Genomic DNA, 23,447 nt, shown 5'->3' on the forward strand with positions numbered 1-23,447 from the left:
AATGAAAGCGATCGTATGTGAACAGATTGAGCAGTTTCGAATGGTAGAACTGGAATCTCCTGAGCTTCGAGCCGGAGAGGCTATCGTTCGTATTCAAAGGATCGGCATCTGCGGAACGGACTTGCATGCTTACAAAGGGAACCAACCCTTTTTCAGCTATCCGCGCGTATTGGGGCATGAGCTTTCCGGTTATATCGAATCAATCGGAGACGGGGTAACGGGGCTTGCGGTCGGCGATCAAGTCAGCGTTGTGCCTTATCTCCACTGCGGATCTTGCATTGCCTGCCGCGAGGGCAAGACGAACTGCTGCACCGACATGAAAGTGCTTGGCGTCCATGTCGACGGGGGGATGCGGGAGCTGATCGCTGTACCGGCCAGCCATTTGATCAAGACCGACGGGCTGACGCTGGAGCAAGCGGCCATGCTGGAGCCGCTCGCCATTGGCGCCCATGCGGTGCGCCGGTCGGAGCTTCGCGCCGGTCAGACCGCGCTCGTGATCGGCGGGGGGCCGATCGGGCTTGGCGTCATGGTTCTGGCCAAGCAGCGCGGCGCGACCGTCATCGCCATGGATATCAATGAGGAGCGCTTGGCGTATTGCCGCAATTGGGCGGGGGCGGACTACACGGTGAACGCGCTGGAGCAGCCGAAGGATCGGCTGCTGGAGCTGACGAACGGGGAGCTTCCGGTCGTTGTCTTCGACGCGACAGGCAATGCCCGGTCGATGACGGATTCGTTCGGGCTTGTCGCCCACGGCGGCAAGCTGGTGTATGTCGGACTCGTGAAGGCCGATATCTCGTTCCACGATCCCGAGTTCCATAAGAGGGAGCTGACGTTGATGGCCAGCCGCAATGCCACGCTGGAGGATTTCGCTGCCGTACGGGCCGCCATGCAGGCCGGCGTTATTGATGTAGAGCGTTATATTACGCACCGTGCTTCCTTCGATGAGATGATCGGCCAATTCGAAACTTGGCTGAAGCCGGAGTCGAAGGTGATTAAGGCCGTTGTATGTTTGTAAAAGAAGCGCTCAACCGCTGTTATGGCGGTTGGGCGTTTTTTGCGGTGTGGAGTCCGCCGCTGCCGGGCAGGGGGCAACGTGTGCGGGGCGAGCCACCGGCGTGAGCTGCGGGAGGCACGCTAACGGACTGAGAGGTCCCTATTCGGCGAGCAAGGGCCTCGAGGAGAAGGTAACGGACTCCAGTGCCGTTATTCGCCTGTTAGGGCCTGATTTCGCCCAGAAACTGGGCAAATAAGGCCCCTGGTGTCCGTTAGCGGCGAAATGCGCCGCTTTTCACGCGAATAGCGGCCGCTGTGTCCGTTAGAGCGCCGCCGGTCCGGGGCTTCCTGTGCGAGGTGAGCCGCAGGCGTGAGCTACGGGAGGCACGCTAACGGACTGAGAGGTCCCTATTCGGCGAACAAGGGCCTCGAGGAGAAGGTAACGGACACCAGTGCCGTTATTTGCCCGCTCGGGCCTGATTATGCCCGGAAACTGGGCAAATAAGGCCCCTGGTGTCCGTTAGCGGCGAAATGCGCCGTTTTTCGCGCGAATAGCGGCCGCTGTGTCCGTTAGAGCGCCGCCGGGCCGGGGGCAACGTGTGCGGGCGAGCCACCGGCGTGAGCTGCGGGAGGCACGCTAACGGACTGAGAGGTCCCTATTCGGCGAGCAAGGGCCTCGAGGAGAAGGTAACGGACTCCAGTGCCGTTATTAGCCTGTTTTCACTCGATTTTGGCTGCCAAATCGGCAAATAAGGCCTTGGGTGTCCGTTAGAATCGGCACACCACGGTTTTCACGAGAATAACGGCTCCCGTGTCCGTTAGAATGCGTGCTGCATGACCTGACGGCTTATGGAGCAGGCAGCTGCCATGCCAGAATCTATATACTGGCGGGATAAGCTACTTTGGGTGGAAATTCGGATACCGGCGGGGATAAGGCACTCTTGGCGGGTGACGGCACACTAGTAGACTAGCTAACGGACACAGCGGCCGTTATTCGATGATCTTGCGACATTTGGGAATTCTAACGGACACCAGTGCCGTTATTTGCTCGCTCGGGCCTGATTTCGCCCGGAAACTGGGCAAATAAGGCCCCTGGTGTCCGTTAGCGGCGAAATGCGCCGCTTTTCACGCGATTAGCGGCCGCTGTGTCCGTTAGAGCCGCTGGGCAGGAGGCTTCCTGTGCGGGGCGAGCCGCCGGCGTGAGCTACGGGAGGCACGCTAACGGACTGAGAGGCCCCTATTCGGCGGACAAGGGCCTCGAAGAGAAGGTAACGGACACCAGTGCCGTTATTTGCCCGCTCGGGCCTGATTTCACCCAGAAATTGGGCAAATAGGGCCCCTGGTGTCCGTTAGCGGCGAAATGCGCCGCTTTTCACGCGATTAGCGGCCGCTGTGTCCGTTAGAGCCCCTGGCCTGGGGCTTCCCGTCCAGGGCGAGCCTCCGATGGCCAGGGTTCGGCTAACCCATATCGCAGATGCGCCCTCCCCAGACGCTTACACCGTCAATCACATTAGCGGCTCCCCTATTCGAACAGTCACCGCAACATGGTCAAATACTATAGACCTCATCTATAGTGAGTATCGAAACTATTAATTATTTGAATGCCGAAACAATCTTTATAATAAGGAGTAGCTAAACGAACTACTCACGAACATACATGATGGAGGCGAATAGATCTTGAATCAAACAACTGTTGGCATTGAAGAGTTAAGCATCAATTCCATCCGCACGCTGACCATCGACGCCGTCGAGAAAGCAGCGATGGGTCACCCCGGCATGCCGATGGGCGCGGCTCCAATGGCTTATGCATTGTGGACGCAGCATCTCAAGCACAACCCGGCTGACGCACAGTGGGCAGACCGCGACCGCTTCGTGCTGTCGGCAGGACACGGCTCTATGCTGCTGTACAGCTTGCTGCACCTTAGCGGATACGGCCTGACCCTGGACGATATCAAGGAATTCCGTCAATGGGGAAGCCTTACGCCCGGACACCCGGAATACGGCCATACGGTCGGCGTAGAAGCGACGACGGGTCCGCTCGGTCAAGGCGTAGCGATGGCTGTAGGGATGGCGATGGCGGAGGCACATCAGGCATCCGTCTATAATAAGCCGAACTTCCCGATCGTGGACCACTACACGTACGCAATTTGCGGTGACGGCGACCTCATGGAAGGTGTTTCCTCCGAAGCGGCTTCACTGGCCGGACATTTGAAATTGGGCAAGCTAATCGTGCTATACGATTCCAACGACATTTCGCTTGACGGGGAACTAAACATGTCGTTCTCCGAGAACGTCCGGACACGGATAGAATCCTACGGCTGGCAGTACCTTCGCGTCGAAGAAGAAAACAACGTCGCGCTGATCTCCGCTGCTATCGCAGAGGCTAAGGCGGATACGAACCGTCCGACGCTGATTGAGATCAAAACCACAATCGGCTACGGCTCCCCGAATAAAGCCGGCAAAGGCGGCCACGGCGGCACGCACGGCTCGCCGCTGGGCAAAGATGAGCTGCGCCTCACGAAGCAGTCGCTGGGCTGGCCGCTTGAGCCGGACTTCTATGTGCCGGCTGAAGTATACGAGCACTTCGCGCACTTCAAGCAGCAGGGCGCAGCAGCGCAACAAAGCTGGGAGCTCCTGTGGAGCGGCTACCAGCAAGCATACCCCGAGCTCGCCAAGCAATTCGAGCTCGCCAGCCGCGGCGACCTGCCGGCGGACTGGAACGCCGACGTGCCGCGCTTCACACCGGAGAGCGGCGCGATCTCGACGCGCACCGCGTCCGGCAAAGTGCTCAACGCCCTGGCGCAGCGGGTGCCTCAGCTTGTCGGCGGCTCGGCTGACCTGGCGAGCTCCAACATGACGATGCTGAACGGCGATGCCGCATTCAGCGCCGCGGATTACAGCGGCCGCAACTTCTGGTTCGGCGTTCGCGAGTTCGCCATGGGCGCGGCGCTTAACGGCATGACGCTGCATGGCGGGGTGCGGGTATTCGGCGGCACCTTCCTGGTGTTCAGCGACTACCTGCGCGGAGCTATCCGCTTGTCCGCGCTGATGAAGCTGCCGGTGGCGTACGTTTTCACGCACGACAGCATCGCGGTCGGCGAGGACGGTCCGACGCATCAGCCGATCGAGCAGATCCCATCCCTGCGGATGATTCCGGACCTGACATTGTTCCGCCCTGCGGATGCGAACGAAACGGCGGCCGCTTGGGAGTATGTTCTCCAAGCGAAGGAAGGCCCGTTCGTCTTCGCCCTGTCCCGTCAGAACCTGCCGGTACTGCCTGGCACGGATCAGCTTGCTTTCGCCCATATTCATCAGGGGGCTTACGTTCTGGCTGAAGCGGCGCCCGGCGAGAAGCCGGATGTGCAGCTCATTGCCACAGGCTCCGAGGTCAGTCTTGCACTTGACGTGAAGAAGCAGTTGGCGCAATATGGTATTGGAGCTAACGTCATTTCCATGCCAAGCCGTGAACTCTTCGAGCAGCAGTCTGCCGACGTGCAGCAGGCGGTGATTCGCCCTGATGCGAAGGCGAATGTCGTCATCGAGATGGCATATCCTGCCGGATGGGACGAGATCACAGGAGGCAAGGGCTTCGTCGTAGGCATCCGCAAATTCGGAGCATCTGCGAAGGCGGATCGGGTGATTCGTGAATATGGCTTTACCGCAGAAGCAATCGTAGAACAAATCAGACAGAAGTATTTCCAAGATTAACCCGCAGAGGGAGAAAAGGTAGGGAATCAGGATGAAATTGTTTATCGACACAGCCAATGTAGAAGAAATTCGCAAAGCACACGCACTAGGAGTAGTTGCAGGCGTGACGACTAACCCTTCACTTATTGCCAAAGAAGGCAGAGATTTCTTCGAAACCGTGAAAGAAATTATCTCCATTGTAGGCGATGTTCCGATCAGTGCCGAAGTGGTTTCCTTGAAAGCGGACGAAATGATCGAGCAAGGCAAGAAGCTGGCTCAGCTGAGCCCGAATGTCGTCATTAAGCTGCCGATGACACTTGACGGTCTGCAAGCGACAAGCGCGTTCCGGGCACTAGGCATTCCGACGAACGTTACACTGATCTTCTCCTCGACGCAAGCTCTTCTGGCTGCGCGTGCAGGAGCAACCTTCGTATCGCCGTTTATCGGCCGCTTGGACGATATCAACCAAGTCGGGATGAACTTGATCAAGGAAATCAGCCAAATTTTCCAAGTGCACAACATCCAATCCGAAATTATCGCAGCGAGCGTTCGTCACTCCGCTCACGTTATCGAGGCGGCGCTTGCAGGTTCCCATATCGCAACAGTGCCTTATAAAGTCATTGAATCCATGAGCAAACACCCGCTGACCGATGCGGGCATCGAGAAATTCCTGGCTGACTGGGAAGGCGCAAACCAAAAAACGTTTTAATCTATGGTCCTAAAGCAAAGATCCGCTTTATTTAAAGCGGGTCTTTTTTCTCTGGATGCGCTATAGTAATTGTAGGATTTCGAGATTGAAATTGGACAAGATGAGGGAGGATTAGGCATGATCATCAGCAATTTGCAGCACTTCGAGAAGGAACGCCATCTGTGGCCGGCCGCTATCGGCCGTGGAATCGATTACATCGTTAGCCGCAATCTAGGTGAAGCGGAGCCTGGACGTTACGATTTGGAAGGCGATAACGGGCAGCTTATGTATGCCAATGTGCAGGAGGTCGTCACTTGTCCGGCCGCGGAGCAGCTGGCTGAATCTCACGTCGTGTATACGGATATTCAATTCCTGATTCGCGGCGAGGAGAAGCTGTGTTTCTATAAGCTGCATGAAGGTGCCAAAATAAGCGATAATAAATTTGACACGCACGATGTGGCTTTCTATGAATCCGATCCTGCACAGCAGGAGACCGGCGTTATTTTGCAGCCAGGCATGTTCGCGGTCTGTTTCCCTTCGGATGTTCACCGTCCGAACTGTACCGTCACAGCGCCGACTGCGAACAAGAAGGTTGTCGTCAAGGTACATAAGGATTTGCTGCAGCTATAACGACATAGAGGACTGTCTCCAAGGGGCTGCCGTGACCGGGGGATGGTCCTCTTTTTATTCTTCTAACGATGCCTCGATAACCAAAAAACCGCCCCCAAGTCACAATGACTTGAAGACGGTCCTCCAACATTAAGCTTTTCCCGGAATCATTCTTGCTTGCTTCCATTTCCCGAACTTGTAGTAGATCAGGTTCAGCGCCGCAGCAACGGTAAAGCTGACAGGGAAACTCCACCAAATGACATCGAAGCCGTATTGGTGGGATAGCACCGTAGCCAGCGGAATCCGCACCAGCAGCAAAGCGACGAAAGCAACCAACAGCGGGAACACCACCGCCCCGGCGGAACGTACGACACCCGCGACAACGTTAAACACGCCGAAAATAATAAACGACCATAGCGTCAAATTATTGATGTGAACGCCCAGATCAATGGCCTTGCCTTCCGGCGGAAGGAAGAGCGACACGGCTTCGCGGTTGAACAGATGCAGCACGACGACGATCAGTCCCGTCATGGCGATGTTGACCCCGACGCCGGTCCATGTGATCCGGTTCACCCGGTCCCATTTGCCCGCGCCGATATTCTGCGCGGCCATGGAGGTGACGGCTCCGCCAATGGCCATTGCCGGCATCTGCACGTAGCTGGAGATTTGCATCGCAACGCCGAAGGCGGCCGTCGACTCGGAGCCGTACGAGTTCACGAGATGAACCAGCAATAAGTTGCTGACGGAGACGACGACCATGTTGAGTCCCATCGGCACACCCTTTTGCACCAAGGTCCGAATAATCGTCCAATTAATGCGCAGCAGCGGGAGATCCTCCCGGGTAATCCGCAGAAAATATTTTTTCCTGTACAAATACATAACGAGCAGCACGAGGCTGACCAGTTGGGCGATGAAGGTGGCGACGGCAGACCCGGCAATGCCCATCTTCGGGAACGGCCCGATCCCGTCGATCAGCAGCGGATTCAGAATAACGTCCAATACAGCCGACAACAGCAGGAAATAGAAAGGCGTTTTCGCATCACCCGAACCGCGCAAAATCGCCATGATCAGGTTAAATCCGAACATGAACGGCACGCCGGCGAACATAATTCTCGTATAGGTAACCGCAAGGTCTTTCACATCCAGCGGGGTATTCATCCACGTTAGAATCGTGTGCGAGAAGATGAGTCCAAACAAGGCGACGATAATCGATAGAATCAAGAAGAAGACGGTGCTCGTCCCGACCACCTTTTTGGCTTCATGCGTCTTCTGAGCCCCGAGATTTTGGCCGATCAGGATAACCGCAGCCATCGCGAAGCCGAAGATGGAGGAGATCAGGAAGAACATGATCAGGTTGGCATTGGACGTTGCGGCCAGGCCGGCTTCGCCTAAATATTTGCCGATCCAGACCGTATTGATGGAACCGTTCAGCGTCTGCAGCACATTGCCTAATAGAATCGGCATGGAGAATAAGATCAATGTTTTGGTAATTGGGCCTTCCGTTAGTGAAGGTCGTGCTTTCTTAGGTGCGTTTGCATGATCACGCATTGTTAGCCTCCTGCTGTTTCTGACTTGCTATCAAATGCTTCTTTCTACAATGACTTAGCGCTATTTCGAAATCCGGCGGTCGAGAATCCATGGACCGAAAGGAATGAAAGCGGCCAGGAACGCTCCTAGCACACGCCACACGGTCCAGCGATGAGCCATCGTTGCCCAGGCGATGGCCAGCAGATAGAGGGAGAAGAGAACCCCGTGAGCCATTCCGACTACGGTTACGGCTTGCGGCATATCGAGGGCATATTTGAGCGGCATGGCAATGCACAGCAAAATTAGAAAAGAAAGTCCTTCCGCCCACCCGACATAGCGCAGCGTTTTTAGCGATTGGTTTAGCAACTCGTACAGCTCCTTAGCATAAAATATTGTTAAAACTATCCTATTGTAAACGAGAAATATGTAGGGAGTATGAACAAATGTTTTCAATTGGACACAATCTAGTTTTTTTAGTAGGATAATAGGAATAGCTTAACAATAGTAGTTTAACATTAGTAACTAAATTTTAGTAGTTTCGTAGAGGTAGGGGGAAATAGGATGCTTCGTCTTGGCGAGAGAGTCATTGTAATTGGAGACAGTTTGGAACAAAACCTGCCGATCGGCGGATACGGATATATCATTGCTTACGACCGGAATAACGATAATATTTTCGATTACGTCATTCGTGTGCCTAAAGATAATAAGCACTATTACGTGCCTGCTTCGGATATCGAGCTGGAAACCGTCATTCTGTCTCAGGAAGCGGAACAAATCGAGAAGGAAGCGCTGATCGATTTTGCGCTGGCCACGAAGAACGAGGAGCTATTCCGCAGAGTGATGAACGGTGAGCCGCTGCCGGACAAAGAGCGCGATAAGGAAGTTCAGTCCAGAGAGGATTTCATTAAACAAATCGGCTTGAAGGCCTGGATTTAAGCGTCATATATAAGGAATTGGAAACCGCCCGTGTGGCGGTTTTTTCTTTTTTTCTGCGTATGGATTGATAATTTCGGTAAATGGTGGTACATTAGTATCCGAACACAAAACCAATTTAGTATTTTAGTTCTGAGGTGCGCATATGGATGCCAAGAAACAGTTAATTATGGAAGCCGCGAAGAAATCTTTCTCCCTGTTCGGGTATAAAGGCACGACGATGGATCAAATCGCCAAAATTGCCGGTGTCGGCAAGGCGACGATCTATACGTTTTTCGAAAATAAAGAAGTGCTTCTGAACGATATCATTCAATCGCTTATCGCCGAGATGAAGGACGTCGCCGGGAAAGCACTTGCCGAAGGCGAAACGCCGATCGCCAAAATTCATAGCGCCCTATATGAAATTCTTGTGTTCCGCAAAGAGCATGAGCTGCTCATCCAGCTGGCGCATGAAGTTCAGCAATTCGGCAGTCCGGTTACGATTGAGGCTATGGCCAGTATCGAGAAGGAAGTGGTTCAGTTTATCGCTGAGCATATTCAGAAGGCGATACATAACGGCACGATGAAAGCTTGCGAGCCGAAAATGACGGCTTTTATTTTATTTAAGCTGTATGTCGCGCTCGTGTTCGATTGGGAGAAGCAGAACGAGCCATTGACCGATGAGAAGATTTTAAGCTTGCTGCAGATTTATTTTGGCAATTTTTTGAACTAGCTATACGTAGGGGGAATTTTCATGCGATTTATTCGACCGATGGTTTATTCTGTGATGGCTGTTGTGATAGGGACGAGCGCTTTTCTATTGACGACCCGAGAGGCGACGAGCCAGAGCGATGCGGCCAATCAACTGCATCCGACCGCTTATATTGAGTCGAACGAAGTGAGCGCCAGCTTCAAGGTCGGCGGAAGAGTGACGGAGATCCTCGTGAAAGAAGGGGATACGGTGAAAAAAGGGCAAGTGCTGGCACGATTGCAAAGCGCCGAGATTGAAGCGAAGGTCGAGCAAGCCAAAGCGGCTGTCGCGCTTGCCCAAGGCAAGATCGCCGAAGCGCAAGGCGCGACGGCAACGGCACAGGCGAAGAAGCAGCAGGGCATCGCGGGCGTGACCGTGACGGCGGATACCGCCGAGCAGCAGGTGGCGCAGGCGCAAGCGGCGGTTAACGCCGCCCAAGCCAAAGTGGACGCGCTGAAGAGCGGTGCCCGGCCGGAAGAGAAGAAGCAAGCGGAGATTCAGTTCCAGGCGGCTTCTGAAGTATACGCGCTTGCCGAGCAGAATCTGAATCGGATGAACGCGCTGCTGGAGCAGGGGCTCGTCTCGCAAGCGGACGTGGACAAAGTGAAGATCAGCTACGAGGAAGCGAAGACGAAGCGCGATCTGGCGCAGCAGCAGCTGAACATGGCGAATCAAGGTCCGCGCGAGGAAGAGATTCGCGGAGCGGAGGCGCTGCTGGAACAAGCGAAGGCATCGCTGAAGCTGGCGGAGGCGAACCGCGGGACCGTGCAGGTGAGACAAGGCGACGTTAAGGCGGCGGAAGCGGCGGTGCAGCAAGCGCAAGGCGCGGTCAAGTCGGCGCAGTCCGGCGAGCAGCAGGCCAAAGCGGCGCAGCTGGAAGCGGAGACGTACCTCAGCTACACGGAGCTGGTGGCGCCGGCGGACGGCGTGGTGCTGTACCAGTCCGCACAGGTTGGCGAGCTCGTCGGCTCGGGCTTCCCGGTCTTCTCGCTGGAGTCGGCCGAGAAGCGATGGGCGAAGTTTTACTTGCCCGAGACGCATATCGCCGGACTCCAAGCAGGCAGCAAGATCAGCATGAAGATGTTGTCCACCGGCGAGGAAATCGTAGGTACGATCACCTCGGTAGCGGCAGCGCCGGATTTCGCCATCAAGAAAGCGACACAAACCTCAGGCGAAACGGATATCCGCTCGTTCGGCATCAAAATCGATTTGAGCGCATTGCCGGATACGGCTACGACGGGCATGACGCTGCAATGGAACGGTAAAACGGAAGGATGATGAAGGAGATGGATCTTCGGATTGGCAAGCTGATAGCGGAGGAATGGATGCACATTCTGAAGGACCGGCGCCTGTTTCTGATCTTGTTCTTCGTACCGGTCATGTATACAGTGCTCTTCGGTTCCATCTATGTTCATCACAAAGTGACGGAGATGGCGACCGTCGTGATCGATGAGGATCAAAGCCCGCTCAGCCGGCAAGTGATTCAAGCTTTCGAGCAGAGCGAGTCGTTCGAGATCAAGAAGGAATATCACTCGGAAGACGAAGTGAAGCGGGCTCTGGAAACCGGCGAAGCGAAGGTTGGCCTCGTTATCCCCGCTAATTTCGAAGCGAAGCTGAAGCATGGCGAAACGTTGCCGCTTCTCACGCTGATCGACGGCAGCAACATGATGATCTCCAACTCGGCGACCAAGGGAGCGAACGAGGTCATCACAACGTTCAGCATGGGCTATTCGCAGAAAAAGCTCCAGCTGCAGCAAGGCTTGCAGAACGAGCAGGTCATGAATACGTTGTCGCCGATTCCTTACCGGTATCGGATTATGTATAACTCTGCTTTTAACTATAGCGACTTCATGCTGTATGGCCTTGTCGGGGCTATTCTGCAGCAAGTGTTGTTTCTCGGAATCGCTCTGACGATTACAAGGGAGAAAGACGCCGGCACCTGGCGCCGTTATGAACCGTGGAAGACGAATCCTTGGCGTATCGCTTACGTGAAAACCGCACCTTATTTTCTTATTAATCTGTTTAACACATCCGTCGCCTTGGTGATTGCTCTGTATGCCTTTGGCGCGCCGATGGGCGGCAGCCTGCTCGTCGGTCTCGGCATCATTCTCAGCTTCACCTTCGCCGTCAGCGGGATCGGCTATCTGATCTCCCTGTTTTCAAGCAATCAGCTCGGAGCGACACAGACGGCGATGCTGATTGCCGTGCCTTCGTTCATGCTGTCGGGCTTCACCTGGCCTTTTGAGGCGATGCCGAAAGCGCTGCAGGTACTCGGCCATATGCTGCCGCTTACGTATTTCTTGGACGGCGTGCGCAGCGTGTTCGTGAAAGGCAATGACTTTCAAGTGGTTTGGCACGATTGCGTCGCGCTCATTCTGACCGGAGCATTAACGTACTTCATTGCGATGCTGCTGACGCGTTTCGTCGTTTTCGCGAAAAAGAAAGAGGATCCCGCCCAGCCCGTTCTGACGTCCGGCTCCAATCTCACTGTATAACGATTCAGGAAGGAAGCGATTTTGGTGAAAAAAACGCTCATTAGCCTCACGGCGGCACTGCTTCTCGTTGCCAGCTCCGGCTTGGTCTATGCCGATGAGGACACGGTGCAAGAACCCGAGCAAAATGTTTATGTTCATGAAGAAGTTCTGGAGACGGTAACTTCTATAGATTTGGATTTTGTGTTGGATAAAGCGCTGAAAGACTCCCATAATTTAAATCTGCTGGCGCTCAAATATGCCGCTCAAGGCAGCAAGAAGGCGGATTTGGAGGCCCAGATGGACGCACTGGACGCGATGGGCGCAGCCTCGTTCACGCCGGGGCATCTGCCGAGTACGCCTGCGGAGGTGACGAATACGGGCAATCCGCTGCTGCCGAATTTGACGGAGCCGTCCGATATTGCCTGGACTGTTATGCAGAACAATGCTATGAACCAAATGATGCAGGGCATGGGCGCTCTCGCCGGAGGCATGAACAGCATCATCGCAGCCCAGCGGGCCCAAATGAAAACGGCGGCGCATCAGCTCGGCACGGATCAGCGCAACTCGCAGCTGCAGTCGGACGAAGCGAAGGCCGGCATTCGGCTGCAGACGATCGCGCAGTATGCGCAGCTTCTCGGCCAGAAGAAGCAGCTTGACTTCATGAACGCGTATGCCGGCGTGCTTGACAAGGAGCTGCTTCGGGCAACGCTGCTGGCGCAGCAAGGCCTGGCCTCGCCGGAGGATATTTTGACGGCGCAGAAAGCGGTCAATAAGCAGAAGGACGACACTGCCGCTCTGCTGAACAATTATCGTTTGGGGCTCGTCCAGCTCTCTACGGATATCGGAATTTCCTATGATCCCAATCTGCAGCTGAAAGAAATTGCTCCAATTACGGTGGAGCCAGTAACCGAAACGGACACGATGACCTTGCTGAGGAATTCTTATCAGATGAAAGCATCCGGCAACAACATCGACGAAGCGGTTTGGGAAACGGTCCATACCGTCACCCAGAATACTTACGGGGATACGTATTTAGGTGTTAATGTGGCCATCAGCGGTCAGAAAAACGAGCAGGCACAGCTTGAATTGACCAAGAAAATTCAAGCCACCTACCATGATGCCCGCAACGCTTACGACGCCGTTTTGACCGAGCAGCGGAATGCGGGCGACGTGCAGGCGGACTGGCAGAAGATGAAGCTCCGCTACGACATCGGCGTTATCTCCAAGCACGATCTGAACAAATTTCAGATCAAAGTGACTCAGAGCGAGACGGCTCTTGCCGCCGCCAAGCTTAAATATTATGTGCTCAAGGAAAAAGCGAAAGCGATGGACACCGGGTTCATTCAATAATAGGCAACCACAGTCCCTGATGCGCTGCGGGTTCTCAGAACCTTAGCCGTCAAGGGACTGTGGTTTTTTCTGGATTGAGTTCGCAAAATTTCTGGGATATAATGAAAAGAATGACCAAATGCTGTTCAAAGGGGTGTAGAAAACTTGAGCATTACAAGGAAAGATGTCGATCATGTCGCGAAGTTGGCTAGACTCGATCTGAGCGAGAATGAGAAAGAATTGTTTACCGGCCAGCTTAATGCCATTTTACAATATGCAGATCAGTTGAACGGCCTGAATACCGAAGGCGTGGCGCCAACGAGCCATGCTATGCCGCTGACGAACGTGATGCGTGAAGATGTGGTGACACCTTCGCTGCCGATTGAGAAAGTGCTTGCCAATGCGCCGGATCATGAGGACGGGCAGTTCAAAGTACCTGCTGTTTTGGAATAATTCTGTAGATTAGAGAGTCATATGAAAGGGTGTGCCTGTCGTTGTCTTTGTTTGATCTGAACCTACAACAAATTCACGAGAAGCTTCAAGGCAAAGAGATTACCGTTGCCGATCTCGTGGATCAATCCTATACAAGAATTGGGCAAGTGGAGAGCAAGATTCGCGCTTTCCTTACATTGGATGAAGAGAATGCAAGAGCGGCTGCGGCCAAGCTGGACGCTCAGATTGCCAGCGGCGCAGCGCGCGGCGATCTGTTCGGTCTGCCGATCGGGATCAAGGATAACATGGTCACGGAAGGCTTAAGAACGACTTGCGCCAGCAAGTTCCTGTCGAATTACAATCCGATTTATGATGCGACGGTTGTCAGCAAGCTGAAGGAAGCGCAAACCGTCACGATCGGCAAGCTCAATATGGACGAGTTCGCCATGGGCGGCTCCAACGAGAATTCCGCCTTCCATCCGACCCACAATCCGTGGAACACGGCTTATGTGCCGGGCGGCTCCAGCGGCGGCTCCGCTGCGGCGGTGGCTGCAGGCGAGGTGTACTTCTCGCTCGGCTCCGACACCGGCGGCTCGATCCGCCAACCGGCAGCCTATTGCGGGATCGTCGGGCTGAAGCCGACGTACGGTCTTGTGTCCCGCTATGGTCTCGTCGCGTTCGCCTCTTCGCTCGACCAGATCGGGCCGCTGACGAAGAACGTGGAAGATTCCGCCTACTTGCTGCAGGCGATTGCCGGCTACGATCCGAAGGATTCGACCTCGGCAAAAGTGGACATCCCGGACTATCTCGGCGCATTGACCGGAGATGTGAAGGGTCTGCGTATCGGCGTGCCGAAGGAATACATGGGCCAAGGCATCGACCCTGCCGTGAAGGACAAGGTGCTGGAAGCGCTGAAAGTGCTTGAAGGGCTGGGCGCTACATGGGAAGAAGTGTCGCTGCCGCATTCCGAATATGCGGTGGCTACCTACTATCTGCTGGCTTCCTCCGAAGCCTCCTCCAACCTGGCGCGCTTTGACGGCATTCGCTACGGCGTTCGCTCCGACAACGCGAACAACCTGCTCGACTTGTACCATCTGTCCCGCAGCGAAGGCTTCGGCCCTGAGGTGAAGCGCCGGATCATGCTGGGCACCTATGCATTAAGCTCGGGCTATTACGATGCTTATTATTTGAAAGCACAGCAAGTGCGTACTTTGATCAAGCAAGACTTCGATCAAGTGTTTGAGAAGTTCGATATTATTATCGGGCCTACGGCTCCGACGCCTGCTTTCAAGATCGGCGAGCAAAGCGATGACCCGCTCACGATGTATTTGAACGATATCATGACCATTCCGGTCAGTTTAGCGGGTATTCCTGCAATCAGCGTCCCTTGCGGATTCGTGAACGAGCTTCCGGTTGGCCTGCAAGTCATCGGCAAAGCGCTGGATGAGACGACGCTTCTGCGTGTCGCTCACGCTTTCGAGCAGCATACCGATCACCATAAGCAGCGCCCGCAATTGTAAGTTCACAGTTCTTGAGTAACGAAGGAGGCAATCATTTTGTCGGCAACAGATACCCAATATGAAACGGTCGTCGGTCTTGAGGTTCACGTGGAGCTTCATACGGCATCCAAAATATTTTGCGGTTGTGCAACCTCGTTCGGTGCACCTCCGAATTCGAATACATGTCCCGTTTGCTTAGGTCACCCCGGCGTACTGCCGGTACTGAACCGCCAAGCGGTGGAATATGCGATGAAGGCTGCAATGGCGCTGAACTGCACCATTTCCACCCATAGCAAATTTGACCGCAAGAACTATTTCTATCCGGATTCGCCGGACGCTTACCAAACTTCCCAATACGACAAGCCGATCGGTCTGAACGGCTGGATTGATATCGAAGTGAACGGGGAGACCAAGCGCATCGGCGTAACTCGCGTTCACTTGGAGGAAGATGCGGGCAAGCTGACGCACGTAGACGGCGGATATGCTTCGCTTGTCGACTTGAACCGCGCCGGCACGCCGCTCATCGAGATCGTCTCCGAGCCGGATCTCCGTTCGCCGGAGGAAGCGCGCGCATACCTGGAGAAGCTGAGAGCGATCATGATTTACTGCGACGTATCGGACGTCAAGATGGAAGAGGGCTCCATGCGCTGCGACGCGAACATCTCCCTGCGGCCATACGGCCAGGAGAAATTCGGCACGCGCGCTGAGCTTAAGAATATGAACTCGTTCCGCGGCGTCCAGAGAGGCCTGGAATACGAGGAATACCGCCAAGCGGACATTCTCCGCAGCGGAGGCGAAGTTGAGCAGGAGACGCGCCGCTGGGACGATGCGCAGGGACGCACGCTCTCGATGCGCGGCAAAGAGGATGCGCACGACTACCGTTACTTCCCGGATCCGGATCTCGTGAGCCTGTATATCGACGATGAATGGAAAGCCCGTGTCCAAGCGACCATTCCGGAGCTGCCGGATGCACGCAAAGCAAGATACACCAGTGAGTACGGCTTGCCTAGCTATGATGCGGATGTCATCACTTCTTCCATGAAGCTGGCTAACTTTTTCGAAGAGAGTTTGAACTATACGCAGGATGCCAAAGCCGTCTCGAACTGGATCATGGGCGATCTGCTCGGATATTTGAATGCGAACAATTTGGAGCTAACGGATGTCCGAATTACAGGCAAAGGCCTGGGCGAGATGATCGGGCTGATCGAGAAAGGCACGATTTCCTCGAAGATCGCCAAAACCGTGTTCAAGGGAATGCTTGAATCCGGTAAGGATCCGCAGCAAATCGTAGAAGAGCAAGGCCTCGTTCAGATCAGCGACGAAGGCGCCATCAAGGCGGTAGTCCAACAAGTGGTGGACAACAATCCGCAATCAGTGGCCGACTTCAAAGCGGGCAAGGACAAAGCCGTGGGCTTCCTGGTCGGACAGGTTATGAAAGAAACCAAAGGCAAGGCGAACCCAGGGTTAGTGAACAAATTAATTGTGGAGTGCCTGAACAGCAAATGATAAAGTAAAGTGGTGATCGCTTGGCGGTCACCACTTTTTTCACTTTCATCGAGGGGGCTACCGAATGCGTATACAACCGCTTTCACTGCAAACGAATGAGGACATTTTGCATTTGCTGGCGTTACAACTCGCATCTTACCGCGTGGAAGCGGAGTTAATCGGCTTTGATGACATTCCTCCGTTGAAAGACGGCATCCAGTCGATCCGCGAGGCGGACGAGACATTCTATGGTTACTATGTGCAGGAAGAGAATGAAGCTGAAGAGGGCAAGCTCGTCGGGGCGATTTCGTTCTCCCGCGAAGGCTGCGTGGTGACGATTTGCCGGATGATGGTTCATCCGAATTTTTTTCGACGCGGGATTGCTAGAGCTTTATTGGAACATATACTACAAGAACAAGAACATGCTGGCGCCCAGCTTTTTATCGTCTCCACCGGAACGGCGAATGCACCGGCTATTCAGCTTTATGAGAACTTCGGGTTTGCGGCCAAACGTGTATTTACCGTTCCGCCCGGCGTGTCATTAACGACCTTTGAGCGGCCGACTGCGACGAGGTGACGCGGGCTAGGCGGTTGCCACATCTATTCATGCCGAAGAGGGAGCGGATATCTATGAGTAATCCATGGGTTATTGATCAGATTCATATCACCATACGGTTAGTTCTGGCTCTTTTGCTTGGGGGGTTAATCGGCTTCGAACGGGAGGTCAGCTCGCATGCGGCAGGACTTCGCACGCACATTCTCGTCTGTGTGGGCTCCGCGCTTGTCATGCTGCTGTCCATGTACGGATTCAGCGCTTTTGTGAACGAAGTGAACGTGCGGATTGATCCGTCGCGTTTGGCGGCGCAAGTCATTAGCGGCATCGGGTTCTTAGGTGCCGGTACGATTATTTTTAACGGGAGATCGATTACGGGACTGACGACTGCGGCCTCCCTATGGGTTGTGGCGGGAATAGGGCTCGCCGTAGGGGCGGGCTTTTACTATCCGGCTGTATTGGCATGCGTTATGGTGCTGATTTCTTTATGGAGCCTTAATAAGCTCGAGCATAAGTTTTTTAACGGGAAGAAGGTCCGCATTCTCAAAATTCAGGCGGTCGACCAGCCGGGAACGCTTGGTCTCGTCACGACGCTGCTCGGGAAACAGAAAGTCGATATCCGCAAGATCACGATGGAAGAGCAGCAGAACGATGACAAGCCCAATCAGGTGCAGATCACGTTTCATGTAACCGTGCCTAATCCGTCAATTATCGTGACCATGCTGGAAGGCATCAATCAAATTGAGGGCGTTAGCGGTGTGGCGATCGAAAAAAGCAAAAGTTGAAGGGGTCCTTCTCTGCTGAACGTCTAAGCATATGGACGAAGAGAAAGGGGGGAAGTCAGGCATGGAACATTTGACGGATGAGCAGCTGATCGATCGGGTCCGTCAAGGTCACTCCGATGCTTACCGGGTGCTGGTAGAGCGGCACAAAAGCTATATTTATACGCTTATTTACCGGATGGTGGGGCATAAGGAAACTGCTGAGGACTTAACCCAGGACGTTTTCGTCAAGCTGTTTCGTTCTTTATCCCATTTCCGCGGGGATGCTAAGTTTACGACTTGGTTATATCGGATGGCAACGAATCTGGTCACGGATTACCGGCGCTCTCAGAAGCGCAAGCCGTATGAGGCGCTGTTGGATAAGATGAAGGGTTGGTTTACGGATAGCCGGGAGCAGCCGGAGGAGAAGGCTCTTTTGCGTGATGAGCAGGAGCGGATGCAAGGTGCGCTGTCCGAGCTTCCGGACAAGTACAGGCTCATTATGTATTTGTATCATTACAAACAGCTTTCCTACCAGGAGATGTCCGAGGTTACCGGTCTGCCGGTCAAAACGCTGGAAACCCGCCTATACCGGGGCAAAGCGATGCTCAAAGAGAAATGGTTGGAGGTGAATCCTCATGAATCCCAAGGGGCAGGAAGACATCCGGCTCACGCAATACCTAAATAAGCTGCTGGATGAAATGCCGGTGCACGAGCCGAACCCATCGTTAACGGAACGGATCATGCTTGCCGTGCAAGAGGATAAGGTCCCCGTCCAGCCGGCGAATGCGCAAGGAACCCGCAGCAAGGCTTGGATGAACGGTATGGTCGCTGCGACGGCAACGGTGCTACTGTTCCAATCGGGCTTGATTCACAAAATCATGAATATCGATTCCGGAATCATACAGCTAACCGCTTACATCCATCATTTATCAGAGTTTTTATAACATGAACAGAACGGAGGCTATCCCTATGCAAATGCCCAAAGACAGCTCGTACATCCCCCCATACTCGGCGGAATCCTCATATCCGAGCTATGCGCCTTACTATCCGATTCCGCGCAAGCGGAAATGGGTTGCCGGCGTCCTCTCCTTCATCATCCCGGGGACCGGCCATTTTTACCTTGGCCTCATGCAACGCGGCGTATTCCTCATGATGCTGCTCATCCTCGATATTTTCATCATCACATCGCTTGCTTCGCAAGACGATACAAGCGTGCCCGCGGTTACGCTGTTCGCCTTGTTTCTGCCTGTCATTTACTTCTACAATCTATTCGACGCGCTGCAAATTACGGATTATGTCAACCGCCGCAGTGAGCTTGGAGAGTTCGCCGGTACGTATGAAAGCCATTTTCAAGATCCGCTGCAGAAGCTGATCAAAGGCACGAATATGGGCGTGCTGCTGATCGTTGCCGGCGTTCTCTTCTTCATGCTCAGCAACAAACCGCGCTGGGTAACCGGGCTTTTCGATTTCATGGGCTCCTATCTGGGGGCTGCCGTTCTCGTTGTGGGCGGCATGGCGCTTTACCTCTGGGATTCCCGCAAAAATAAATAGCCTTAGGACACACCATTCCGCACAACCATCATTGACAAATGGGAATAACCGAACGTACAATATAATGTAAGGTTTTAACGACTAACAGCGGGTGGTGTGTACCATGGCAGCACAATTAGAACAAGCTTTAGCTAAATTGAAAACAACAGGTGTTCGAATGACGCCTCAGCGGCATGCGATTTTAGCCTATTTGCTGGATTCCATGACGCATCCGACAGCAGATGATATTTATAAGTCCCTTGAATCCAAATTTCCTAACATGAGCGTAGCGACCGTTTACAATAACCTGAAAGTGTTTATTGAATCCGGACTCGTTCGTGAATTGACATATGGAGACAGTTCCAGCCGTTTTGATGCGGATATGACGGATCATTACCATGCCGTTTGCGATGTATGCGGGAAGATCGCGGACTTTGAATATCCGCCGATTCATGATATTGAGCATAAGGCTGCCAGCCAAACAGGCTTTAAGGTCGGCGGCTATCGGTTGGAAGTATATGGCGTCTGCCCGGATTGCGCGGGGGTTACTAAGCATTAACTTGCGCAGAATTCCTCATAAGCGGTTCCTATGTTGTATAATGAAACGTGATCGTACCTTCTTCAGTTTCGGGAGGTAAGAGCGCGTTTTTTCTTTTTTATATCGGATAAAGGAAGTGAAATTTTGCAGCAGCGCAGAAGATCGTCGAAGAAAGTCCTTCTCATCTGTTCGCTCGTCATGGGGATGTTCGCCGCGGGTGCGGCTACGTTTCTATGGCAGCAATTCGCCCCGAATCGGACGCAAGTAGATACCGAATATCATGAGTTAAGCAAGCCGGTCTTTTATCAAGGGAATTATTATAAAGTAAGCGCGGTTGGTGAAAAAGAAGGATTAAAGCTGCCTCTGGAGCTCATTCAGGAATGGATCGATCCCTCCATACTGTATGAGAAGAGCAGCGATTCCGTGATCATTACCACGAAGGATAAAGTGCTGCGGCTCCAAACGGCCGAGCTCTCGGCTTTCATGAATGAGAAGCCGCTTACGCTGTCTTTTCCTGTAGAGAAGAAGGGAAGCGACATTTATGTGCCGGTAGAGCCGCTTCGTCAGCTGTATCCTTTTGAAATTCGAGAGTCCGAGCAATCGGGTGCGGTTCTGTTGTTCAAGAGAGGGGAGACCCTGAAATGGGCCAAACCGACGAAACAGGAAGTGGTGCCGATCCGTACGTTTGCCTCGATCAAGGCGCCGATCGTTTCCAGCATCCCAGCCGGCGAGGACGTTTATCTGCTCGGCGAAGAAGGCGAGTGGTATCGTGTACAGCAGGCGAGCGGGCCAATCGGTTATGTGCGCAAGACCGATGTTGCGGCGGACCATGAGGAGACGATTCCTGTCCAAGAGCAAGCGGAAACTTATGTGCCTTGGAAGCCGCCGACCGGTAAGCTGAATCTGACATGGGAGCATGTCATTAGCAAGAACCCGGACACAACCAAGATCGGCGATATGCCCGGCTTGCAGGTCGTCTCTCCGACCTGGTTCTCGCTCGCCGACGGCGAGGGACGCATTAAGAACTTGGCCGACGCTGCATATGTCAAATGGGCGGAATCCCGCAATTATCAAGTGTGGGCGCTGTTCAGCAACGGCTTTGATCCCGACCGAACGTCCCAAGCGTTATCGACCTACGATAAGCGCATGAAAATCATCAAACAACTGCTTGGCTTTGCGCAAACGTATAAACTGCAGGGCATCAACATCGATTTTGAGAATGTGTATCTCAAAGATAAAGAAACACTGGTTCAATTCGTCCGTGAAATGACGCCGTTCATGCATGAACAAGGCTTATCGGTGTCCATTGATGTCACGCCGAAGTCAACCAACGAGATGTGGTCGATGTTTTATGACAGGCCGGCTCTTGCTGAAGTTGTTGATTATATGATGGTGATGGCCTATGACGAGTACTGGGCGACGAGCCCCAAATCCGGCTCTGTGTCCTCCATTGCCTGGACGGAACGGTCGGTAACCCAAATTTTGAATGCGGATAAAGTGCCTCCTTCTAAGCTGGTCTTAGGTGTGCCGTTTTATACACGCCAATGGACGGAAGAGACGAAGAACGGCAAGCTGACGGCGTCCTCCAAGACGTTGACGATGGAGGCTGCTCAGACGATTATCAAAGATAAGAAGCTGACGCCCGTGTATTTGCCGGAAGCCGGTCAAAATTATGTGGAGTACAAGGATGGGGAGAAGCTCATTCGTATATGGCTTGAAGATGAAACATCGATGAAAGCGAGGCTGGAGCTCGTGCGCAAGTATAATCTTGCCGGAGTGGCTACGTGGCGGAGAGGGTTCGAACAGCTGCCGATCTGGAAAGTGATCCAGGACGGACTGCTGCCGGGCGCGCAATAATAGGAAAAGCCGGTCCTTTGAGGGATCGGCTTTTGGGGTTCTTCTATAGGAATCTTAATGAGGCTTATGCTCGTGATCGCGGTTCGGCTCCAGTTGGGGCATATGAGATGCCGCCGTTTCATTCTCGGCTGTCGGCTGGTATTTCGGATCGACCGTCAGAATCGTTTTGCAGAACATGCAGCGGTCTGTCTTGCCGAGCATCTTGGTTCTTCGGCCGCATTCCGGGCAATCCAGCGCGATAGCGGATGTTGAAAGCATGCCGGCCCAGAAGTAGATGCCCATACTGACGAGCATCGAGATCATTCCGACAATCATGAAGATGACGGCGATAATGCGGCCGGCTTGTCCCCAGTCGAACACGATTCCGGCCAGCCCGATAATCATTAGCAGCATGCCGCCCATTGTGAGCGCAAGCCCCCATAAGCGGAATTCATTGACTTTGCTTGATCTGAAACGCACGTGATGTTCCCCCCATAAAATTGCTTCAGTTTTGTATGATTTGTCACAGAATACAGCAGGAAACTCCTCTGACCATGTAGAAATAAGTTATAAACAATTGGAGACAGGAGCTTTGGACACCCATGGGAATTGATAAAGAGCAGCTATTGCTTAAGTTCCGAAATGACGAGCGCATTATTAGCGTCATGGCGGTTGATAATCCTAAGCAACTTCCCTCGCTGACAGATGGCTTTGATACCCTTCTACTTATCGTAACGAACGACCTGAGCCTGAACAATCATACCTCTAATTATATAAGAGACGATTCTAGGATACAAGAAAGGTGGATAGATCCTTCCTCCATCGAGCAATGGATACGTCAAGGTCATAACCGAAATATCCTTCACTGGCTGTTAAAAGGGGAGATACTTCTGGATCAGAACACGTATTTAGAAGGGCTGCGCCATCGCATCCTTGAATTTCCGGCTGACCTGCGCGAACATAAGCTGCTGGTTGAGTTCTCTCTTTTTCTTCGCAAATATCTTCAAAGCAAGGAATATATCCTAGACGAGCATCTGCTCGACGCTTATAACAACATTCTCGAGGCGCTTCATCATTGGGCTCGGATTGTTATTATTGAAGATGGCTACCATCCGGAAATCACCGTGTGGAGGCAGATTCGTGCGATCAACCCAGGCGTGTATAAGTTGTATGAAGAATTGACGATGAGCAAGGAGACGCTTAAGCAGAGGGTTCAGCTCGTCTTGCTGGCCTGTGAGTTCTCGGTGATGTCCAAAATGGAGCGATGCTGCGAGGCGTTTATTCAAATCCTCAAGGAGCAAGATCAGCCGCTCAGTCCGGATGAGCTTCAACAACATGAGCAGTTGAGCGAAATCAAAGCGGAGCTTCCATTGTTATTGAACAAGCTGGTCAAAAAAGGTTTGATCAAAGAAGTCGCCATGATTAACGATGAAGAAGCAGCGGAAATCGAGCTGCGTTACACGAGCGTATCCTGATTGCAGAGAAGAATCAGAGCAAATCTGATTCTTTTTTTATTTTTAAAAGAATGCTTGACTTTGAATGTGTTTCTATGATAAATTAACTCTCGCCGCTAAAAACGGCTCACACGAAAGCTTACGAATTAGAGATGCAAGCGAAGGTAAGAAAAAAAGAAATTAAAAAAAAGCTTGCATTGAATAGCCCGGATGTGATATATTATAAAAGTCGCCGCTAAACGGATGGCGAGAAAAACGGAAGACATTGATCTTTGAAAACTGAACAACGAGTGAGTAAACATGAACGAGCAATCGTTCATTAATGAGATTAACAATCTCGCTAGCAAGTCAATTGAGCTATTCAGCTTTCAATAAGGACGAGCAAT

General features: G+C 53.1%; 24 protein-coding genes. 21 read left to right on the forward strand and 3 right to left on the reverse strand.

The window, feature by feature from the left end:
- Nucleotide 1 precedes the first annotated feature (1 nt).
- From PUT07_RS34885 to PUT07_RS34905, 5 genes are all read left to right on the forward strand, one after another.
- Nucleotides 2–1,015: a zinc-binding alcohol dehydrogenase family protein gene (locus tag PUT07_RS34885; RefSeq protein ID WP_274473451.1), complete on the forward strand. Its 1,014-nt coding sequence runs from the start codon at nt 2–4 to the stop codon at nt 1,013–1,015.
- Complete coding sequence (locus tag PUT07_RS34890; protein WP_274473452.1) at nt 1,002–1,250, forward strand: hypothetical protein; 249 nt, start codon at nt 1,002–1,004, stop codon at nt 1,248–1,250. Before PUT07_RS34885 ends, PUT07_RS34890 begins: the two co-directional genes overlap by 14 nt.
- Nucleotides 1,251–2,670: 1,420 nt before the next feature.
- Nucleotides 2,671–4,701, forward strand: coding sequence for a transketolase (gene tkt, locus PUT07_RS34895; protein ID WP_274473453.1), 2,031 nt, complete (start codon nt 2,671–2,673; stop codon nt 4,699–4,701).
- 31 nt (nt 4,702–4,732) lie between these two features.
- Nucleotides 4,733–5,389, forward strand: coding sequence for a fructose-6-phosphate aldolase (gene fsa / locus PUT07_RS34900; RefSeq protein ID WP_274473454.1), 657 nt, complete (start codon nt 4,733–4,735; stop codon nt 5,387–5,389).
- A gap of 117 nt (nt 5,390–5,506) precedes the next feature.
- A complete protein-coding gene (locus PUT07_RS34905; protein ID WP_274473455.1) occupies nt 5,507–5,998 on the forward strand; it encodes a YhcH/YjgK/YiaL family protein in 492 nt (163 codons plus the stop codon).
- 129 nt (nt 5,999–6,127) lie between these two features.
- On the opposite strand, the gene PUT07_RS34910 is transcribed toward PUT07_RS34905, so the two are convergent.
- Complete coding sequence (locus tag PUT07_RS34910) at nt 6,128–7,525, reverse strand: MATE family efflux transporter (protein WP_274473456.1); 1,398 nt, start codon at nt 7,523–7,525, stop codon at nt 6,128–6,130.
- 60 nt (nt 7,526–7,585) lie between these two features.
- Nucleotides 7,586–7,870, reverse strand: a complete 285-nt coding sequence (locus PUT07_RS34915) for a DUF3817 domain-containing protein (RefSeq protein WP_274473457.1) — start codon at nt 7,868–7,870, stop codon at nt 7,586–7,588.
- A 195-nt stretch (nt 7,871–8,065) separates the two neighbouring features.
- On the opposite strand from PUT07_RS34915, the gene PUT07_RS34920 reads away from it, so the two are divergent.
- The 15 genes from PUT07_RS34920 to PUT07_RS34990 all read left to right on the forward strand — a co-directional run bounded on the left by PUT07_RS34920 (nt 8,066) and on the right by PUT07_RS34990 (nt 21,628).
- Nucleotides 8,066–8,440, forward strand: coding sequence for an ATPase (locus PUT07_RS34920; protein ID WP_274473458.1), 375 nt, complete (start codon nt 8,066–8,068; stop codon nt 8,438–8,440).
- Nucleotides 8,441–8,582: 142 nt separating this feature from the next.
- Entirely contained in the window at nt 8,583–9,149 is a 567-nt protein-coding gene (locus tag PUT07_RS34925; protein WP_274473459.1) for a TetR/AcrR family transcriptional regulator, read from the forward strand.
- 21 nt (nt 9,150–9,170) lie between these two features.
- A complete protein-coding gene (locus PUT07_RS34930; RefSeq protein ID WP_274473460.1) occupies nt 9,171–10,445 on the forward strand; it encodes an HlyD family secretion protein in 1,275 nt (424 codons plus the stop codon).
- Between the two features lie 8 nt (nt 10,446–10,453).
- Nucleotides 10,454–11,662, forward strand: a complete 1,209-nt coding sequence (locus PUT07_RS34935) for an ABC transporter permease (RefSeq protein WP_274473461.1) — start codon at nt 10,454–10,456, stop codon at nt 11,660–11,662.
- Between the two features lie 24 nt (nt 11,663–11,686).
- Entirely contained in the window at nt 11,687–12,991 is a 1,305-nt protein-coding gene (locus tag PUT07_RS34940) for a TolC family protein (protein WP_274473463.1), read from the forward strand.
- Between the two features lie 144 nt (nt 12,992–13,135).
- Nucleotides 13,136–13,423: an Asp-tRNA(Asn)/Glu-tRNA(Gln) amidotransferase subunit GatC gene (gene gatC / locus PUT07_RS34945; RefSeq protein ID WP_274473464.1), complete on the forward strand. Its 288-nt coding sequence runs from the start codon at nt 13,136–13,138 to the stop codon at nt 13,421–13,423.
- 41 nt (nt 13,424–13,464) lie between these two features.
- Nucleotides 13,465–14,922 (forward strand): Asp-tRNA(Asn)/Glu-tRNA(Gln) amidotransferase subunit GatA, encoded by a 1,458-nt coding sequence (gatA, locus tag PUT07_RS34950; RefSeq protein ID WP_274473465.1) that lies wholly within the window; start codon nt 13,465–13,467, stop codon nt 14,920–14,922.
- A 33-nt stretch (nt 14,923–14,955) separates the two neighbouring features.
- Complete coding sequence (gatB, locus tag PUT07_RS34955) at nt 14,956–16,407, forward strand: Asp-tRNA(Asn)/Glu-tRNA(Gln) amidotransferase subunit GatB (protein WP_274473481.1); 1,452 nt, start codon at nt 14,956–14,958, stop codon at nt 16,405–16,407.
- A gap of 64 nt (nt 16,408–16,471) precedes the next feature.
- Nucleotides 16,472–16,963, forward strand: coding sequence for a GNAT family N-acetyltransferase (locus tag PUT07_RS34960; protein ID WP_274473466.1), 492 nt, complete (start codon nt 16,472–16,474; stop codon nt 16,961–16,963).
- Between the two features lie 53 nt (nt 16,964–17,016).
- On the forward strand, nt 17,017–17,724 hold the full coding sequence (locus PUT07_RS34965) for an MgtC/SapB family protein (RefSeq protein ID WP_274473467.1): 708 nt from the start codon (nt 17,017–17,019) through the stop codon (nt 17,722–17,724).
- A gap of 61 nt (nt 17,725–17,785) precedes the next feature.
- Nucleotides 17,786–18,388, forward strand: coding sequence for an RNA polymerase sigma factor (locus PUT07_RS34970; protein ID WP_274473469.1), 603 nt, complete (start codon nt 17,786–17,788; stop codon nt 18,386–18,388).
- A complete protein-coding gene (locus PUT07_RS34975; RefSeq protein WP_274473470.1) occupies nt 18,339–18,647 on the forward strand; it encodes a hypothetical protein in 309 nt (102 codons plus the stop codon). Before PUT07_RS34970 ends, PUT07_RS34975 begins: the two co-directional genes overlap by 50 nt.
- A 25-nt stretch (nt 18,648–18,672) precedes the next feature.
- Nucleotides 18,673–19,254 carry a DUF6677 family protein gene (locus PUT07_RS34980; protein ID WP_274473471.1) on the forward strand — a complete coding sequence of 194 codons (582 nt, stop codon included), beginning with the start codon at nt 18,673–18,675 and terminating at the stop codon, nt 19,252–19,254.
- A gap of 103 nt (nt 19,255–19,357) precedes the next feature.
- Nucleotides 19,358–19,792, forward strand: a complete 435-nt coding sequence (gene perR, locus PUT07_RS34985; RefSeq protein ID WP_274473473.1) for a peroxide-responsive transcriptional repressor PerR — start codon at nt 19,358–19,360, stop codon at nt 19,790–19,792.
- Between the two features lie 123 nt (nt 19,793–19,915).
- Nucleotides 19,916–21,628 carry a glycosyl hydrolase family 18 protein gene (locus PUT07_RS34990; RefSeq protein ID WP_274473475.1) on the forward strand — a complete coding sequence of 571 codons (1,713 nt, stop codon included), beginning with the start codon at nt 19,916–19,918 and terminating at the stop codon, nt 21,626–21,628.
- 54 nt (nt 21,629–21,682) lie between these two features.
- Here PUT07_RS34990 and PUT07_RS34995 read toward each other — a convergent pair whose 3' ends face one another.
- Nucleotides 21,683–22,087, reverse strand: coding sequence for a YgzB family protein (locus tag PUT07_RS34995; RefSeq protein ID WP_274473476.1), 405 nt, complete (start codon nt 22,085–22,087; stop codon nt 21,683–21,685).
- Between the two features lie 122 nt (nt 22,088–22,209).
- Between PUT07_RS34995 and PUT07_RS35000 the strand changes: the two genes are divergently transcribed.
- On the forward strand, nt 22,210–23,082 hold the full coding sequence (locus tag PUT07_RS35000; RefSeq protein WP_274473477.1) for a nucleotidyltransferase-like protein: 873 nt from the start codon (nt 22,210–22,212) through the stop codon (nt 23,080–23,082).
- Nucleotides 23,083–23,447 lie beyond the last annotated feature (365 nt).

The organism is Paenibacillus sp. MAHUQ-63, assembly GCF_028765165.1.
Taxonomy (GTDB): Bacteria; Bacillota; Bacilli; order Paenibacillales; family NBRC-103111; genus Paenibacillus_E.

Coding starts and splice junctions, on each gene's coding strand:
- PUT07_RS34885 (WP_274473451.1), top strand. CDS start 2: ATGAAAGCGATCGTATGTGAACAGATTGAGCAGTTTCGAATGGTAGAA.
- fsa (WP_274473454.1), top strand. CDS start 4,733: ATGAAATTGTTTATCGACACAGCCAATGTAGAAGAAATTCGCAAAGCA.
- PUT07_RS34905 (WP_274473455.1), top strand. CDS start 5,507: ATGATCATCAGCAATTTGCAGCACTTCGAGAAGGAACGCCATCTGTGG.
- PUT07_RS34910 (WP_274473456.1), bottom strand. CDS start 7,525: ATGCGTGATCATGCAAACGCACCTAAGAAAGCACGACCTTCACTAACG.
- PUT07_RS34920 (WP_274473458.1), top strand. CDS start 8,066: ATGCTTCGTCTTGGCGAGAGAGTCATTGTAATTGGAGACAGTTTGGAA.
- PUT07_RS34925 (WP_274473459.1), top strand. CDS start 8,583: ATGGATGCCAAGAAACAGTTAATTATGGAAGCCGCGAAGAAATCTTTC.
- PUT07_RS34930 (WP_274473460.1), top strand. CDS start 9,171: ATGCGATTTATTCGACCGATGGTTTATTCTGTGATGGCTGTTGTGATA.
- PUT07_RS34935 (WP_274473461.1), top strand. CDS start 10,454: ATGGATCTTCGGATTGGCAAGCTGATAGCGGAGGAATGGATGCACATT.
- PUT07_RS34960 (WP_274473466.1), top strand. CDS start 16,472: ATGCGTATACAACCGCTTTCACTGCAAACGAATGAGGACATTTTGCAT.
- PUT07_RS34965 (WP_274473467.1), top strand. CDS start 17,017: ATGAGTAATCCATGGGTTATTGATCAGATTCATATCACCATACGGTTA.
- PUT07_RS34970 (WP_274473469.1), top strand. CDS start 17,786: ATGGAACATTTGACGGATGAGCAGCTGATCGATCGGGTCCGTCAAGGT.
- PUT07_RS34975 (WP_274473470.1), top strand. CDS start 18,339: ATGAATCCCAAGGGGCAGGAAGACATCCGGCTCACGCAATACCTAAAT.
- PUT07_RS34980 (WP_274473471.1), top strand. CDS start 18,673: ATGCAAATGCCCAAAGACAGCTCGTACATCCCCCCATACTCGGCGGAA.
- perR (WP_274473473.1), top strand. CDS start 19,358: ATGGCAGCACAATTAGAACAAGCTTTAGCTAAATTGAAAACAACAGGT.
- PUT07_RS35000 (WP_274473477.1), top strand. CDS start 22,210: ATGGGAATTGATAAAGAGCAGCTATTGCTTAAGTTCCGAAATGACGAG.